Source organism: Caballeronia glathei (genome assembly GCF_000698595.1).
GTDB classification, from domain to species: domain Bacteria; phylum Pseudomonadota; class Gammaproteobacteria; order Burkholderiales; family Burkholderiaceae; genus Caballeronia; species Caballeronia glathei.
Map to the genome: position 1 here is coordinate 1 of NZ_JFHC01000076.1, position 16,632 is coordinate 16,632.

Genomic DNA, 16,632 nt, shown 5'->3' on the forward strand with positions numbered 1-16,632 from the left:
TTGAACTAATTTCGCAACAGCTTCTAAGCGTTTGCCGTCAATCGAACGACCGCTTGCGAGATTGTCGGATGCACCTTGAGAGTCGACTTCGGGCGTTGACTTCACGCGAGAGCGGTCATTGCTCGACGGCCGCGGAGAAAGGTAGCGCCGATGGCTGCTTCGGACGACAACGCGTCGGACAGACACGGCGGCCGAAGGTCAGTTAGCTGCGCGTAGCCGACGTTCGAACGCCCGCATGAACGCGCCGGCCAACAACCGTAGAAGCCACGCAGCGAACTGGCTACCGGACCTGGAGCGCACATCGCTGGCTGATTTTGACGTCGTACTGGCGACATCCGATATGCAACGTTCGACGTCGGCGGAAATGATCGCCGACGTCGTCGATTTGAAATTGCCTTGGATGACGGGCTTTTCGCGTGCGGTCGCGATGACGGCTGCCCAATGTTACGCTCGGTTCACGTCGGATGACGCAGCAGGCGCGCACGTTTATCGGGCTGGATTGATTCATGGCATCGGCAGGGCCGCCGTGCCCAAAAGTGTGTGGAACCTGCCCACTCCCTTGTCGGCGAGCGCATGGGACAAGGCGCGGCTGGCGCCGTACTGGACCGAGCGCGCCGGCAAGCAGACCGGCGCGCTGGGCGAAGCAGCCGTACTTGCGTCGTATGCGTACGAACGGCAGGACGGCTCGGGGTATTTCCGCGGCGCGCGCGATCCGGCACTGACGCTGGAGGCTCGCGTGCTCGCTGCGTCGGTGGCGTCGGTGGCGTGGGTTGCGTTGCGCTCGAAGCGGCCTTCGCGCGCATCGCTGACCGACCAATCGGCCGCGCACCTGTTGCAGGGAGAGAGGCTGCAAATGGCCGGTTATGCCGCGAGGCGGTGGGTGCGCTGGTGGCGGAAGGCGTCCCATCGCCAGGCGCGCGGCAAGGGGCGCACCGCATAGTCCGCGTCCGTCTGCAAGAGAGATCGACGTCCTGCGCGCGATCTCGCAAGGTGCGAGCAACAAGGAGGCCGCCCCTGCCGGGGGGATTTCGCCTAGCGATCTTGGACGACGGACTACCAATAAATCGTCATGAATTGGACAGGAAGGAATCGTGCAACGCGATATGAATCTAGCACTGACAATATTGAAGACTTTGGAGGAACGCAAGTCCCCTCACCTCAGCGAATTTGACATCGAAGCCGCGTTGAAGGTCGCGTTCGACATTCCCAACAGAGCTGTTTAATATCAGTTGAACCTGATGTCCGATGCAAATTTCGTGCACCCGATGGGTAACGACTGGCGGCTGACCGGGGCTGGACACGACTTTTTGAATGCGGCGGTCCCGAACACCTTCGAAGCGCCTTGAAGTGCGATCGAGTACTCGAGACTTCATTCCGGGGCTCGTCTGCGTCGGGACCTTCAATGCAACCGCCTATGGAAACGCTCTTTCGAGTTCAACCAGGACGGTTTCTTCCGCCTTTGAAACCCTGCTCCCGATGCCGAGAAACCCTCCTGTCGCTCCCGCGATCGCTCGCGCGCGGCCTAGGAGGGTCGACTTGAGCGCTTGCTTGGTCTCGTCGTTCAGCGTGGCTGAAAGCGCCTGAATGTAGGCTTTCCATTTGATTAACATGTCGAGAGGCGGCGGAGCGGCAAGCCATTGCTCGAGCAGTTGATAATTCGCGTTGTCTTTGCGCAGGCCGGCTTCTTCGGCCGCAGATAGGATAGCGGTTCTCTCCTCTTTATCGATGCGGCCGTCCGCCCACGCGACCGCCACCAAGGGGATCAAGGCAAGTGCGGCCAGTGTTCCGCCCTGAAGCTTGAGAGCGACAAGTTTGTCGAGCAGGCTGTCGTCGGTGATGCCCGAAGCAACGGATAGCGCTTGCTTCCTAGTTTGCAATTCTTCCGATTCCCTTAGGGTTTGTCTAAGTGCCTCGTTTTGCTTAGCAAAAAACGACTCCTCCATCGCTTTCGCGCTGTCACCCAATTGGTCTCTGCTCATTGCTCCTCCGCGAAGAACTGAATACCGATGCGAAAGGTTATTGTAATATTTCCGCTTCAACAAAGGTGACCGTTACGTTTCTTCGCGGCCCGCTTAAATCGTACTAAAAGAGTCTGAGGTCACTCAGCGCGATCATGCTCGCCGCGTCAACGTATAGCCGCATCTTTCCAGCAGGATTTAACCCTGCTCGCACAGGACGACATCTGCGACCGAGACACGAGATGTAATCGGGGATAAATCCATTATCTAAAGTCCGATTCTTCTCACGCTCAGGGCCCCGCCCACCCATCGGGGTATCACGACGGCTGTCGTGCGCCGATGTTTCCGGGCGCTTCCTTTTCAGCCATTGCCGCCGTTGATGTCCAGTCGAACCTTTCTGTCGTGAATGACTGCTAGGGAGGAAGTAAATGCGAGGCGTGATCCACCCGTTTGAGCAACCGGATGTTAAAGATGCAGGACGAATCGCATTGGCGAGGCGTCACCGCATCAGGTGCGGAGCCTCCTCTACCAAGGACCTCAACGCAAGCACCGGCATACTGCGGGCACCGTTATGCCCGAAAACCTCTAACACAGTTTCAAATATCCTTTGACATTCAATCGGTCTTCCATAGGCAAAATAAGACATGCGCGGACCTTTCAGGATTCGACATCTCAAGAGACCGCACGCGTGATCCGACGCTCCCGATTCGAGGAAGCAAATGCGCTCGGACACGCGAACTCTTGAAATCCTACGGAGCTGATCAAAATGACGAAGACCGGCACGCTCGTGATGTCAACGATCGACCTCTCCTTTCATCACGCGGCGGCGGGCGTGGTCACTGCCATCCTGGAGAAGCACGGCGTGCACGTGATCGAGCACCGCGCGCCTCATGAAGAGGCCTTCCATCTGCTCGCGGACGGCACCGCTGACATGCTCTGCAGCGCATGGTTACCGGGTAGTCACGGCATTTACTTCGATCCCCTCGCCCATCAGTTCGAGAATCTGTCGGTTCTCTATAGCCCCTACGCGCTGTGGGGCGTGCCCGACTACGTCCCGCCCGACGCGGTGAGCACCGTCGCCGACCTGAAGAAACCCGAGGTCGTCGCAAGGATGCGCAAGCACATTCAGGGCATTGGACCGGGCGCGGGCATCAGCCGCTTTTCACGCGAAATCCTCGCGCTATACGACCTGAATGCACTTGGCTATACATTCTCTAATGGTGCGCTGGACGAATGCGTCAGCGCGTTCGAAGACGCCGTATCGAAGCGAGAATGGGCCGTGGTACCCCCGTGGCAACCACAGTATCTGCTCTTCCAAACGAAGATCAGGGAACTGGCGGAGCCCCACGGACTGCTGCGCGGAAAAGACGAGGCGACGCTCATCCTGCGCAAGTCGCGGCTCAATGACCTTCCAGCCGATGCGATTGCCGAGCTTCGCGAGACGTCGCTCGGCGACGCGGAAGTGACGCAGCTCGACCATCTGATATCGCGCGAGGGCGTGACGCCGACGCGGGCAGGTCGCGACTATCTCTCCCGCCACGGAAAACTTTGATAAAGAAATACCTTGCCATGAGCACCCGAACGCTCGCTGTTGCCGCTATCACCTCAATCGTTGCCCTTGCGGGGTTGGTCTCCGTCGACGCCGTCGCGCAGCCGAAAGCGACGGAGCAGATCATCGGAAGCGTGGAGACGGTCCATGAGTTCAATGATGCGATGCCGACCGGCGTCACACGCACGCGCGACGGCCGCCTGTTCGTCAATTACCCGCGATGGGGCGACGATGTGCCGTTCACTGTGGGCGAGATCGTGGGCGGCAAGGTGCTCGCCTATCCGGATGTGCAGTTCAACCGGGCCGACATCGCGCACGCCGAGCGCAGCCTGATCAGTGTTCAAAGCGTGGTAGCCGATTCGCGCAACCGTCTCTGGATTCTCGACACCGGTGCACCAAAGTTCGCGACGCCCATCAAGGGCGGCGCGAAGCTGGTTGCCGTCGATCTCGGGACGAACAAGGTGATCAAGACGATCGTATTCGCGGCGCCTGCGTTACTGCCGACCTCGTACGTCAATGACGTGCGCTTCGATTTCAGGTACGGCAAGGAGGGCATTGCATATCTCACGGATTCTTCGGCGAATGGTCCCGGCGGGATTATCGTGGCGGATCTCGCGAGCGGTGAGGCCTGGCGCAAGCTGACCGGCGATCCGTCGACGGGCGTCGATTCGTCCATGATCGCGATTACGGAGGGCGAAGCACTCACGACGGACGGACCCGGCGGCAAGCGAATGCCGCTGCACATCGCATCGGACGGCATTGCGATTTCCGCCGACGGTGCCACGCTCTATTACTCGCCGCTGTCGAGTCGTCATCTGTATTCGGTGCCAACCGCGCTCTTACGGGACAAGAGCGCGTCGGAGCAAGCTCTGTCGGCCGCCGTGCGCGACCTCGGCGAGAAGGGCGCCTCCGATGGACTCGAGTCGGATGCGAGCGGCGCAGTCTATGCGGGCGACTACGAGCACAACAGCATTCGCAAGCTGCTGCCGGACGGCACCTGGCAGACGATCGCTCACGATCCGCGCATACTCTGGCCCGATACGCTCTCGGTCGGCAACGACGGCTATCTCTATTTCACCGCCAACCAGTTGCACAGGCAGGCCATGTTCCATCACGGCCGCGACTTGCGGCAAAAGCCCTACACCCTCTTTCGCATCCGCATCGATGCGGCACCCGTTACACTCGATCGCTGAAGTCCACGTGTGGTGGTGCGCTCGCGTGCGAGCGCACTGGCGTGTTTCTTCATCGTTCGTTCGAAGTCAGCGGGGCGCTCGTGTATTCGCGCACGCGCGTTCTCATGAATTCACGCAGAGCCGTAACCGTAGGCGAAATCATCAGACGGTGTGGACACACGAGCCGTAGCGGGGCAAGTTCGCCCGTGAAATCGGACAGGGCGATTTCGAGTTTTCCGGCGCGCAGGCTGGCCAGTACATCGAGACGCGACTTGTAGGCGAGTCCCTTGCCGGCCAGCGCCCAGCGGTGAACGAGTTCTGCATCGTCGCTGATGCGGTCGCCGCTCACCCTCACGATCGCCGGCTGCTCCCCGCTGCGGTGAAAGCTCCAGTCCTGATAGATGGCCTCGCCGAGGGAGTAGCGCAGGCAGTTGTGCTTGACGAGGTCCGTGGGCACGACGGGCCGGCCGTGCTTGGCGAAGTATTCGGGCGAACCGCACAGCACGCGCCTGTTGTCATCATCGAGCGGCAGTGCCACGAGCGACGAGTCTTCCGGTTTTCCGTACCGCACCGCCAGATCGACAGGCTGCTTGTACAGATCGGTCAGGCGGTCTCCCAGACGGATGGTCAGCGACACGAGCGGATGCTGCTCCTGAAACTCGTCGAGCCAGCCCGAGAGCAGTGAACGTCCAAGGTCTGACGGCATCGAAAGCGACACGTTGCCCCCGATCGTCTGCCGGCACTGCGTCAGCGCATCCTGGCCCGCGTACACCGCGGCCAAGGCTTCGCGCGCATGAAGCAGATATCGCTCGCCATCTGGCGTCAGCCGCAGACTGCGTGTCGATCTCGCGATGAGCCTTGTCTTCAGCTCCTGCTCCAGCCGCTTGAGGGACGCGCTCGCGACCGCCGTCGTGACGTCGAGCTTGCGTGCCGCGGCGGTCATGCTGGCGTTGTCCGCGATGGCCACGAATATGTTGATGTCGTCGAGTCGTACCATGCGCAATTTCCGCCTTCTCAGATCTCGGTACTGTATGGACGGGACCGGGTTTGCGGCCGTTGCACGCGCCGATCATCACTGCCGCCCCAACGTGCAGGTGCCAAAGCCATCTGCGCGATTTGCTTCGTCGCGCGCACACATAAAAATCCCTCGCAGCCAAATGATACAGGCCTCATTTTTTGCATTGCGGCGGCGGCCAGGTCTGCGGCACGACGCGCGAAACTCCTCATGAAATGCGCGATGAAAAAGGGCGCGGTCGATCGACATCGAAGCGAACGGTCCCGAACGTCGAAACTCGATCGATAGCAGGGCCACCCAATATCAGCAATCGTCGTTCAGCAAATGGAGGCAGCCCATCGTGAGAATCGGCACGCTGCGTGTGGATCGCGAACATCGTCTCGCTCGGCTATCACGGTGCGGAGGATTTCAACGCAGGGCTTCCAAAATCACGACTTCCCACCGACTATCTGTTTACGGACCTATTAAATTCGTCACGGAAATATTACTTTCAATGTGCTGACGACGTCGCTGGTGTTCGCGGCGGTGAGGGCGGTCTCCCACACGATTTCGCCGGGCCGCAAGGCGCCTTACGCTGCATCAGCAAGACGAGGACCTCGCCCTGGGTCGGAGTGAGCCTGGCGCCTTCCGCCCACCCCCATGCCTGACTGCGCATTGCGTTGCTCTGCCGCAGCAGACCATGAGCCGGCCGTCCCGGTGCGCGCGCTCCATAAACGCCTTCGCTCATGGCTCTTGTTCTTCATCCGTTTGGGCGTTAGACATTCCAAGCGAGCGCCACGGCGTTGATGCCGTCAGCAGGTTGGTCCATGCTCAGTCACGGCGCTCGCGTTCTGCGCCAGAGGACGAGGGCGTGTTCACACTACCGGTGATTACGTGTAAACTCCGTGAATGGAACTTACAGAAGCTCAATTTAGAAAGATCGAACATTGTTTGCCGCGCCAGCGTGGCAACGTCAGCATGTCGAACCTTCAGGTGTTGAATGCAATTCTTTATGTTGCCGGGCATGGTTGCAAGTGGCGTGGTTTGCCGAAGCGCTTTGGCCGGTGGCACACGATCTATACGCGGATGAACCGTTGGTCCAAAAGCGGAGTGCTGGATCGCGTATTTACCGAATTGCAGCGTGCGCAGATCGTTCGGGTCAGGATCGAGGTCGTCTCGCTGAATAGCACGATCGTAAAGGCGCATCCAGATGGGACCGGAGCTTCAAAAAAAGCGGACCCCAGGCTATCGGCAAGTGCCGAGCCGGATGCACCACCAAGATTCATATGGTTGCCGCGGATGCCCGAACAGCCATAACATTCGCGCTTTCTCCCGGACAAGCCGGTGATGCGCCGCAGTGGCGCGCTTTGCTCCGAAGCCTTGGGCCACCCAGCCGGTCACTGCCGAATTGGAACGGCTGTTCCGCCGCCTGTAAGGCTTCCGGCGCATCTGCTCGTGATTCGACAAACTCGATGTCATGTTCATCGCCTTCATCAATTTCGCGCTCGTCGCCGATGGACTCAGGTAGTGTGAACACGCCTGGCAAGGCGAACGGCGCACGAAGTCATCCTTTGTAATTACACGCAGGTTGACGCGTCATTCGAAAACTCGCTTTAATTCTCGATGGAGAGGTGCTTTCGCCTCAACAGAAAACCCGTCACGAGAAATGCGTATGCAACAACTAACTGGCCATCGGCACCGTACCGATGCGGCAAGTCCCGCCCGTCCCCGCCGCGTGTGTCACCTGCCACCCGCGAGGCTGCCGTGAGCATCGCGTCGACTCCGCAGAAGAAGTCGAAGCGGCGCGGTCCATATGTGATCGCGTTGCTCGCCATCGTGCTGATCGCCGTCGTCGCACTGCATCTGCTGCGCGACAGGAAGCCCATTCACGGCGCGGCTGCGCAGGTCGTGAGCGTCGCCACGGCTACGCTCGGCACGATGCCCGAGACACTCAGCGCACTTGGCACCGTCACGCCGATCGCCACCGTCACTGTGCTGCCGCAATTGAGCGGCTACCTGACCGCGGTGGGCTACCGCGAAGGCCAGGATGTCGAGAAAGGCCAGTTCCTCGCGCAGATCGATCCGCGTCAGTTCGAGATCAGCAAGCAGCAAGCCGAGGCGCAACTCGCGAAAGACAATGCGTCGCTTGCCCAGGCTCGCGCCGACCTCGCGCGCTTCGCTCAATTGAACGAGCATAAATCGATCGCCGAGCAAACCTACGTCGACCAGCAGTTCCTCGTGCAGCAGGACGAAGCCATGGTGAAGGTCGACCGGGCCAACATCGCACAGTTCGATCTCGATCTTGCCTACTGTCACATTACAGCGCCGGTCTCCGGCCGCATCGGGCTGCGGCTCATCGATCCGGGCAACTTCGTCACCGCGTCGAGCCAGCCTGGCATCGCCGTCATTACGCAGATGAAACCCACCACGGTCGAATTCACGGTCCCGCAAAACGCGCTGGAGTCAGTACTGCAACGCGTCAACGCGGGGGCGAAGCTGCCGGTGACGATCTACAGCAGCGACAACTTGAAGCAACTCGCGACGGGCGAGCTATACACCATCAACAACCAGATGGCGACGGCGACCGGCACCGTCACGCTGCGCGCGAGCGTGCCCAACGACAACGAGGCGCTGTTTCCCAATGAGTTCGTCAACGTGACGCTGCTCGTCGACACGCTGCAAAATGCCGTGCTCGTGCCCACGTCGGCGGTGCAGACGGGCGCGCCCGGGGAATACGTGTATCTGGTGAACGACAACAACACGGTGTCGGTCCGCACGGTCACGGCCGGACCGGCCAGCGGGCCGTATACGGCCATCGTGTCGGGCCTGGAGGCGGGCCAGCGCGTCGTCGTCGACGGGCTCGACCGCCTTTCGGACGGCGCGCATATCAAGCCCGCCGCAGCGAGCGGCACACAGGCGCCTCGCGCGCATGCACACGCACACCCAGCGTCGGGTATCTCGGCCGTGCCGGATGCGGCTTCGCATCCTTAAGCCGCGAGGCCCGCGCCGATGAATTTTTCCCGCCTGTTCATCCTGCGACCCGTCGCCACGTCGCTGCTGATGATCGCGCTCGTGCTGGTCGGTCTTGTCGCAATGAAGTTCCTGCCGGTCTCCTCGCTGCCGTCGGTCGATTACCCGACCATCCAGGTGCAGACCTTCTACCCCGGCGCAAGCCCGGACGTGATGGCCACGACGGTGACCGCGCCGCTCGAGGTGCAGTTGGGCGAGATCCCCGGCCTTCAGCAAATGATCTCGTACAGCTCCGAGGGCGCATCGATCATCACGCTGCAGTTCGACCTGTCGCTCAATCTCGACGTGGCCCAGCAGAACGTCCAGCAGGCGATCAACGCGGCGAACAGCTTCCTGCCAAGCGGCCTGCCCGCGCCGCCGACCTATGCGAAGGTGAACCCGGCGGACCAGCCGATACTCACGCTCGCCGTCACGTCGAAGTCGATGTCGCTCACGCAGTTGCAGGACGTCGCCAACAATCGCCTTGCGACGAAGATGTCCGAGGTGCGCGGCGTCGGTCTCGTGACGACCGCGGGCGGCCATGTCCCGGCCGTACGCGTGGAAGCGGATCCGCAAAAGCTTGCGGCATACGGTCTGAACATCGACGACCTGCGCACGCTGCTCGCCAACATCAACGTGAGCCAGCCCAAGGGCAACTTCGACGGCCCCGAGCTCGACTACACGATCAACGGAAACGATCAGATCGACAACCCGGCCGACTACCTCAACTCGGTCATCGCGTATCAGAACGGCGCGCCCGTCTATCTGCGCGACGTCGCGCGCGCCAGCGAGGCGCCGCAGGATGTGGAGCGCGGCGCGTGGTACGACCGCGCGCCGGCCATCGTGCTCAACGTGCAGCGCCAGCCTGGCGCGAACGTCATCCAGACGGTGAACCAGATCAAGCAGCTGTTGCCGAAGCTCGAATCGACGCTGCCGGCCGGCATGAAAGTGACGATCGTCGCGGACAGCACCGGCGAGATCCGCTCGTCGGTATCGGATGCAGCCTTCGAGCTCGTGCTGGCGATCGCGCTGGTGGTCGCAGTGATCTTCGTGTTCCTGCGCAATCTGCCGGCGACGATCATCCCGAGCGTCTCGGTCCCGGTCTCGCTGATCGGCACGCTTGCGCTGATGTACGAGTTCAACTACTCCATCGACAACCTGTCGCTGATGGCGCTCATCATCGCGACCGGCTTCGTCGTCGACGACTCGATTGTGATGATCGAGAACGTCGTGCGTTATCTCGAGGAAGGCATGGGCCCGCTCGAGGCGGCGCTCAAGGGCGCCGGGCAGATCGGCTTCACCATCCTGTCGCTGACGGTGTCGCTGATCGCCGTGCTGATTCCGCTGCTGTTCATGGGCGGCGTGATCGGACGGCTCTTCAGCGAGTTTGCGATCACGCTCGCGGTCACGATCGTGCTGTCGGCAGTGGTATCGCTGACCGTCGTGCCGATGCTCTGCGCACGCATCCTGCGCGCGCAGGCCGAGCGCCGCCCCAGCCGCTTCGAACGCATCAGCGAAGGGGTCTTCGACAAGACGCTCGCGGCCTACGAGCGAGGACTCGCGTGGGTGCTCGATCACCAGACGCTGACGCTGTTCGTCGCGCTCGGCACCGTTGCGCTCACGCTGATCCTGTACATCGTGATACCGAAGGGACTCTTCCCGGTGCAGGACGTCGGCGTATTGCAGGGCATCAGCGTGGCCGACAACTCGGTGTCGTACCAGGCGATGGTCACGCGCCAGGCCGCGCTCGCCGACGTGATCCTGAAAGACCCCGACGTGGCGTCGCTCACGTCGTACGTGGGAATCGACGGCACCAACACCACGCTCAACAACGGCCGCTTTCTGATCAACCTGCGCCCGCGCGGCGACCGCTCGCTGAGCGCCGAGGAAATCGGCCGCCGCATTCAGCAGGAGACCGGGAAGGTGCCGGGCATCCGGCTCTATCTGCAGCCCGAACAGGACCTGACGCTCGACACCACCGTCTCGAAGAACCAGTACAACTTCGTGCTGCGCGGCCCGAGCCAGCAGGCCTTCTCGAAGTACGTGCCCGCGCTGATCGCGCGCATGAAGCAGATTCCGTCGATCACCGACGTCGCAAGCGACCTCGACGTGGACGGCCTCGGCGTGTACGTCGACGTGAACCGGCAGCTTGCCGCGCGCTACGGCATCACCACGGCGACGATCGACAACGCGCTCTACGACGCACTCGGCCAGCGCATCGTGTCGACGATCTTCGAGCAGTCCGACCAGCACCGCGTGATTCTCGTCGCGAAGCCCGAAACGCTGCCGGATGTCCGATCGCTCGGCAATCTCTATCTGCCGAGCCAGACGAGCAGCAGCGGCCAGGTGCAGCTGTCGGGCATTGCGACGCTGCGCACTGTGCGCACGCCGCTCGTGGTCAGTCACCTCGCGCAGTTCCCGTCGGTGACGATCTCGTTCAATCTCGCGCCCGACGCGTCGCTCAGCGACGCCGTGCGGCAGATCCACGACGCCGAGCACGCAGTGAATCTGCCGCCGTCGATCACGTCGACGTTCCAGGGCGCCGCGCAGGCCTTCGAAGACTCGCTCTCGAGCGAGGTGTATCTGCTCATCGCCGCGCTCGCCGCCGTCTACATCGTGCTCGGCGTGCTTTACGAGAGCTACATCCATCCGGTCACGATCCTCTCCACGCTGCCGTCGGCCGGCATCGGCGCGCTGCTCGCGCTGATGATCGCGGGCCACGATCTGGACGTGATCGGCGTGATCGGCATCGTGCTGCTGATCGGCATCGTCAAGAAGAACGCGATCATGATGGTGGACTTCGCGCTCGAAGCCGAGCGGGTGCACGGCAAGTCGCCGCGCGAGGCGATCTTCCAGGCGTCGCTGCTACGCTTCAGGCCGATTCTGATGACCACGCTGGCCGCGATGCTCGGCGCGCTGCCGATGCTGCTCGGCAGCGGCACGGGTTCGGAGCTGCGCCGGCCGCTCGGCCTCGCGATCATCGGCGGCCTCGCGCTGAGCCAGGTGCTCACGCTCTTTACGACGCCGGTGATCTATCTGTTCTTCGACAGGCTCGCCGTGCGCTTTTCGCGCAAGCACCGTGAAGGCACGCCGCGGAGCGAGCCGTGAACGTGTCGGCGATCTTCATCCGGCGGCCGGTCGCGACCTCGCTGCTCGCGGTCGCGATTCTGCTATCGGGGTTCCTCGCCTATTTCCGGCTGCCGGTCGCACCGCTGCCCAATATCGCCTACCCGGTGATCGTCGTGCAGGCGAACCTGGCCGGCGCGAGCCCCGACACGATGGCCTCCACCGTGGCAGAACCGCTCGAGCGCCGGCTCGCGACGATCGCCGACGTGAACGAGCTAACGTCGACCAGCTATGTCGGTTCAACGATGGTAGTCGTGGTGTTCGGGCTGAACCGTGACATCAACGGCGCCGCGCGCGACGTCGAAGCGGCGATCCAGGCGGCCCGCGCCGACCTGCCGACCACGCTGCGCAGCAACCCGACCTATCGCCAGTACAACCCGGCGAGCGCGCCGGTCATGGTGCTTGCGCTGACATCGGACACGCTTACGAAAGCGCAGCTGTACGACTCCGCCGATTCGGTGATCCAGCAGCAGCTTTCGCAAGTGGACGGCGTCGGCCAGATCACGCTGGGCGGCGGCGCGCTGCCCTCGGTGCGCGTGGAGTTGCAGCCGGGCAAACTGAACAGCTACGGCATCGGCCTCGAAGACGTGCGCGCCGCCGTCAGCGCGGCCAACGCGGACAGCGCAAAAGGGCATATCGACCAGAACGGCCAGCGCTTCGAAGTGCTGTCGAACGACCAGATCAGCACCGCGGCCCCGTACCGCGACCTCGTGATCGCTTACCGGGCGGGCGCGCCCGTGTTCCTGCGCGACGTCGCCGGTGTGATCGATTCGAACGAGAACATCCGCAACGCGGGCCTCTACAACGGCAAATCCGCGGTGCTCGTGATCGTCTATCCGCTGCCGGGCAGCAATATCGTAAAGACGGTCGGCCAAATAGAGGCGCGCTTGCCCATCATCCAGGCGGCGCTGCCGAAGGCGATTCATGTCAACGTGGCGGTCGACCGTTCGGAGTCGGTGCGCGCGTCGACGGCCGACACCGAACGCACGCTGTTCCTCGCCGTGCTGCTGGTGATCGGCGTGGTGTTCGTGTTCCTGCTCTCGCCGCGCGCCACGCTGATCCCGGCTGTCGCGCTGCCGCTGTCGATCGTCGGCAGCTTCGGGCCGATGTACCTGCTCGGCTACAGCATCGACAACCTGTCGCTGATGGCGCTCACCATCGGCACCGGCTTCGTCGTCGACGACGCGGTGGTGGTGCTGGAGAACATCGTGCGCCATGTCGAAGCCGGGCTCGACCCGAAGGAAGCCGCGCTGCGCGGTGCCGGCGAAGTCGGCTTCACGGTGGTCTCGATGAGCCTGTCGCTGATCGCCGTGTTCCTGCCCATTCTGTTGATGCCGGGCATCGTCGGCCTGCTGTTTCACGAGTTCGCCGTCACGCTGTCGATTGCGATCCTGCTGTCGCTCGTGATCTCGCTCACCGTCACGCCGACCATGTGCGCGTACGTGCTGCGCCGCGAGCGCGCGGGGTACCAGCCGTCGCGCATCGCGCGCTGGGTCGACGCGCAGTTCACGCGGTTCCGTGACGCGTATAGCCGCTCGCTCGATCTCGTGCTCGATCATGCGTTGCTGATCGGCGTTTCGCTGATCGCGCTGCTCGTCGCCAACGTGTTCCTGTTCCGCCTGTTGTCCGCGACGTTCTTTCCGGAGCAGGACACCGGCATCCTGATCGGCCAGATCATCGCGGACCAGAGCATCTCGTTCAACGCGATGCAAAAGAAGCTCGCGCAACTGCAGGCGATCGTGCAAAAGGACCCCGCCGTCGCCTCCGTGGCCGGTTTCACAGGCGGACGCGCGCTCAACACGGCAAACGTGTTCATCGAGCTGAAACCGCTCGCGCAGCGCCACCTGTCGGCCGCCCAGGTCGTGAACCGGCTGAGGCCCAAACTGAATGCGGTATCGGGCGCGCGCCTCTTCCTGCAGGCCCAGCAGGATCTGCGCATCGGCGGCCGGCAGTCGGCGGCCGAGTATCAATACACGCTGACGAGCGACAACCGCGATGCGCTCTTCACGTGGGTGCCGAAGCTCGTGACCGAGCTCGGCAAGCATCGCGGCCAGATTACCGACGTCAATTCCGACCTGCAGCAGAACGGCCTGCAGGCGTACGTGAACATCAACCGCAGCACCGCGATGCGCTACGGCTTCGTCGCGAACCAGGTCGACAACGTGCTCTACGATGCGTTCGGGCAGCGCACGGTATCGACGATCTTCAACCCGCTGAACCAGTACTTTGTCGTGATGGAGGTTGCGCCCGAATACTGGCAGTATCCGCAGTCGATCAGCGGGGTCTACCTCAGCACCGCGGCGGGCAACCCGAGCGGCACGCAGCAGACGCAGATGTCCGGCGCCACCGTGAGCGGCGTGCCGCAGACGGCGGCGGTCGCCGCAGCGGCCAGCGCGAGCGCCGTCTCGAATGCGCTCAATGCGAACGCCGAAGCCAATTCTCAGACCAACAGCATCTCCAACAGCAAGGGCGGCAGCTCGAGCGGCAGCGCCGACAGCACGGCCGCCGAAACCATGGTGCCGCTCGCGACGATGATGACCTGGTCCAACAGCCACACCGCGACCCAGGTCAACCACCAGAGCGGCCTCGTGGCCGGTACGATCTCGTTCAACCTGCCGGCCGGCGGCTCGCTCAGCGCGGCGGATGCGGCCATCGAGCAGGCGTCGCGCGACATCGGCATGCCCGCCTCGGTGCACGGTGCGTTCGCGGGCGCCGCGCAGGCCTACGCGCAGTCGATGGGCACGATGCCGCTTCTGATCCTCGCCGCGCTGGTGGTCGTCTACATCGTGCTCGGCGTGCTGTACGAAAACACGATCCACCCGCTCACGATCCTCTCCACCCTGCCCTCCGCCGGCATCGGCGCGACGCTCGCGCTGCTTATTTTCGGCACGCCGTTCTCGGTCATCGCGATGATCGGCATCATCCTGCTGATCGGTATCGTCAAGAAAAACGGCATCATGATGGTCGACGTCGCGATCCAGCTGCAGCGCAACGAAGGGATGGACGCGCGCTCGGCGATTCACGCCGCCGCCGTCGTGCGCCTGCGTCCGATCATGATGACGACGGCTGCCGCCGTACTCGGCGCAGCGCCGCTCGCGATCGCCATCGGACAGGGCGCGTCGCTGCGCCAGCCGCTTGGCGTCACGGTGATGGGCGGGCTGCTGCTAAGCCAGGTGTTCACGCTGTACACGACGCCTGTGATTTACCTCTATCTCGACCGGCTGCGTTCGAGGGTGGCGCGCTGGTCCGCGCGGCTGCCGTGGAACCGCCAGCCTCAGACACCGGACACGAGCGCATGAAGATGAATACGATCCGCACGTTTCTGGCGGCGTCGCTCGTCGTGTTGACGAGCGGCTGCATGGTCGGCCCCGACTACCAGCGTCCGACGGTCGCCGTGCCGGCGACGTGGCAGGAGTTGCCGGGCTGGACCAAGGCACAGCCCGCCGCCGAAGGCCCGAAAGGCGACTGGTGGACTGCGTTCCACGATCCGCTGCTCGACGAACTCGAGCCGCAGGTCGCGGTCTCGAACCAGACGGTGCGCCTCGACTACGCAAACTATCAGCAGGCGCTGGCCGAATTGCGCGTGGCGCGCGCGGGCCTGTTCCCGACGCTCGGCGTAACGGGGTCCGCCACGCGCCAGCGTACATCGGGCGGCAGCTTCAGCAACTCGCCGTTTCCGCAGAACGGCGCTTCGCGCATCGACAACGCCGGTTCGCTGGAAGCCGACGTAAGCTGGGTGCCCGACCTCTGGGGCCAGGTGCGCCGCACCATCGAGGCAAACAGCGCGACCGCGCAGGCCAGCGAGGCGACCCTCGCGAACGCGACGCTCGCCGAGCAGATCGCGCTCGCGAACGCGGTAATCGACGTCCGCGTGACCGACGCGAACATCGACCTGCTCACGCAAACAGTCGAGGCGTTCCGCGAATTCCTGCGTGTCGTGACCGAGCAGGACCGGGCGGGCACGGTACCGCCGTCGAATCTGGTTGCCGCGCGCACGCAGCTCGAAAGCGCGCAGGCGAGCCTGATTGCGCTCGGCGTGTCCCGCGCGCAGTTTCAGCATGCGATCGCCGTGCTGGTGGGCAAGAACCCCGAAGATCTGACGATTGCGCACAGCAGCGCGCTGCCGGCGCTTCCCGAGATTCCGGCCGGCGTGCCCTCCACGCTGCTGCAGCGCCGGCCCGACATCGCGACCGCCGAGCGGCAGATGGCAGCCGCGAACGCGTCGATCGGCGTCGCCGTGGCCGCGTACTATCCGACCGTGTCGCTGTCGGCGCTCGACGGCTTTGCGCAGTCGCCGGTTTCGGGCCTGCTTCACATCAGCAACTACGTGTGGTCGCTTGGCGCCAGCGCGAGCGAGACTGTGTTCGACGGCGGCGAGCGCAGCGGGACGGTCGCCGCCGCGCGGGCGAACTACGACGCCGCGGTGGCCAACTATCGCGGCACTGTGCTGAATGCGTTCCAGAACGTGGAGAACGACCTTGCCGGTTTGCGCATCCTCGCGGAGCAGTCGCAGGCGCTAGATGCCGCGGTCAGCGATGCGACGCACGGCACCGAACTGGCGCTGAACGAATACCAGGCCGGCACCGTCGATTACACGACGGTTGCGACCGCCCAGGCGACACAGCTGAGCGCGCAGCAAAGCGCGCTGAACGTGGAGCAGCAGCGCCTGCTCGACGCGGCGTCGCTGATCGGCGACCTGGGCGGCGGATGGTCCGGCGTTCTGCACGACCCGCGGCATCCGGGGCTCGCGGCGCCACAAGCAACAATGAGTCCGTAGGCGGCGCCGACGCTGATACAGGAAAGCCTTGATCCCGCGATACACCA

Annotated in this window: 8 protein-coding genes and 3 pseudogenes; 8 read left to right on the forward strand and 3 right to left on the reverse strand. The window is 63.3% G+C overall.

Features of this window, described 5'->3' with window-relative positions; genetic code table 11:
* Nucleotides 1-193: 193 nt before the first annotated feature.
* Nucleotides 194-1,037 (forward strand): annotated as a pseudogene (locus BG61_RS31865) (HD-GYP domain-containing protein); the annotation flags it as partial.
* A 375-nt stretch (nucleotides 1,038-1,412) separates the two neighbouring features.
* Here the strand turns inward: BG61_RS31865 and BG61_RS31875 are convergent.
* Nucleotides 1,413-1,979, reverse strand: a complete 567-nt coding sequence (locus BG61_RS31875; RefSeq protein ID WP_035928364.1) for a tellurite resistance TerB family protein — start codon at nucleotides 1,977-1,979, stop codon at nucleotides 1,413-1,415.
* Between the two features lie 745 nt (nucleotides 1,980-2,724).
* Between BG61_RS31875 and BG61_RS31880 the strand changes: the two genes are divergently transcribed.
* Nucleotides 2,725-3,510 carry a glycine betaine ABC transporter substrate-binding protein gene (locus tag BG61_RS31880; RefSeq protein ID WP_035928368.1) on the forward strand — a complete coding sequence of 262 codons (786 nt, stop codon included), beginning with the start codon at nucleotides 2,725-2,727 and terminating at the stop codon, nucleotides 3,508-3,510.
* A gap of 17 nt (nucleotides 3,511-3,527) precedes the next feature.
* Nucleotides 3,528-4,700 carry an L-dopachrome tautomerase-related protein gene (locus tag BG61_RS31885; protein ID WP_051672925.1) on the forward strand — a complete coding sequence of 391 codons (1,173 nt, stop codon included), beginning with the start codon at nucleotides 3,528-3,530 and terminating at the stop codon, nucleotides 4,698-4,700.
* Nucleotides 4,701-4,749: 49 nt separating this feature from the next.
* On the opposite strand, the gene BG61_RS31890 is transcribed toward BG61_RS31885, so the two are convergent.
* Nucleotides 4,750-5,676, reverse strand: coding sequence for a LysR family transcriptional regulator (locus BG61_RS31890; protein ID WP_035928373.1), 927 nt, complete (start codon nucleotides 5,674-5,676; stop codon nucleotides 4,750-4,752).
* Between the two features lie 506 nt (nucleotides 5,677-6,182).
* Nucleotides 6,183-6,421, reverse strand: a pseudogene (locus BG61_RS40570) (MarR family transcriptional regulator); the annotation flags it as partial.
* 161 nt (nucleotides 6,422-6,582) lie between these two features.
* Between BG61_RS40570 and BG61_RS40575 the strand changes: the two are divergent.
* From BG61_RS40575 to BG61_RS31910, 5 genes and pseudogenes are all read left to right on the forward strand, one after another.
* A pseudogene (locus BG61_RS40575) lies at nucleotides 6,583-7,201 on the forward strand (IS5 family transposase).
* Nucleotides 7,202-7,437: 236 nt separating this feature from the next.
* A complete protein-coding gene (locus tag BG61_RS31895) occupies nucleotides 7,438-8,664 on the forward strand; it encodes an efflux RND transporter periplasmic adaptor subunit (protein ID WP_035928374.1) in 1,227 nt (408 codons plus the stop codon).
* Between the two features lie 18 nt (nucleotides 8,665-8,682).
* On the forward strand, nucleotides 8,683-11,790 hold the full coding sequence (locus BG61_RS31900; protein ID WP_035928377.1) for an efflux RND transporter permease subunit: 3,108 nt from the start codon (nucleotides 8,683-8,685) through the stop codon (nucleotides 11,788-11,790).
* Nucleotides 11,787-15,107, forward strand: coding sequence for an efflux RND transporter permease subunit (locus BG61_RS31905; RefSeq protein WP_035928380.1), 3,321 nt, complete (start codon nucleotides 11,787-11,789; stop codon nucleotides 15,105-15,107). Before BG61_RS31900 ends, BG61_RS31905 begins: the two co-directional genes overlap by 4 nt.
* The gene (locus tag BG61_RS31910) at nucleotides 15,104-16,585 is read left to right on the forward strand and encodes an efflux transporter outer membrane subunit (RefSeq protein WP_370818052.1); all 1,482 of its coding nucleotides are present in this window, start codon (nucleotides 15,104-15,106) and stop codon (nucleotides 16,583-16,585) included. Before BG61_RS31905 ends, BG61_RS31910 begins: the two co-directional genes overlap by 4 nt.
* The last annotated feature ends 47 nt before the right edge of the window (nucleotides 16,586-16,632 follow it).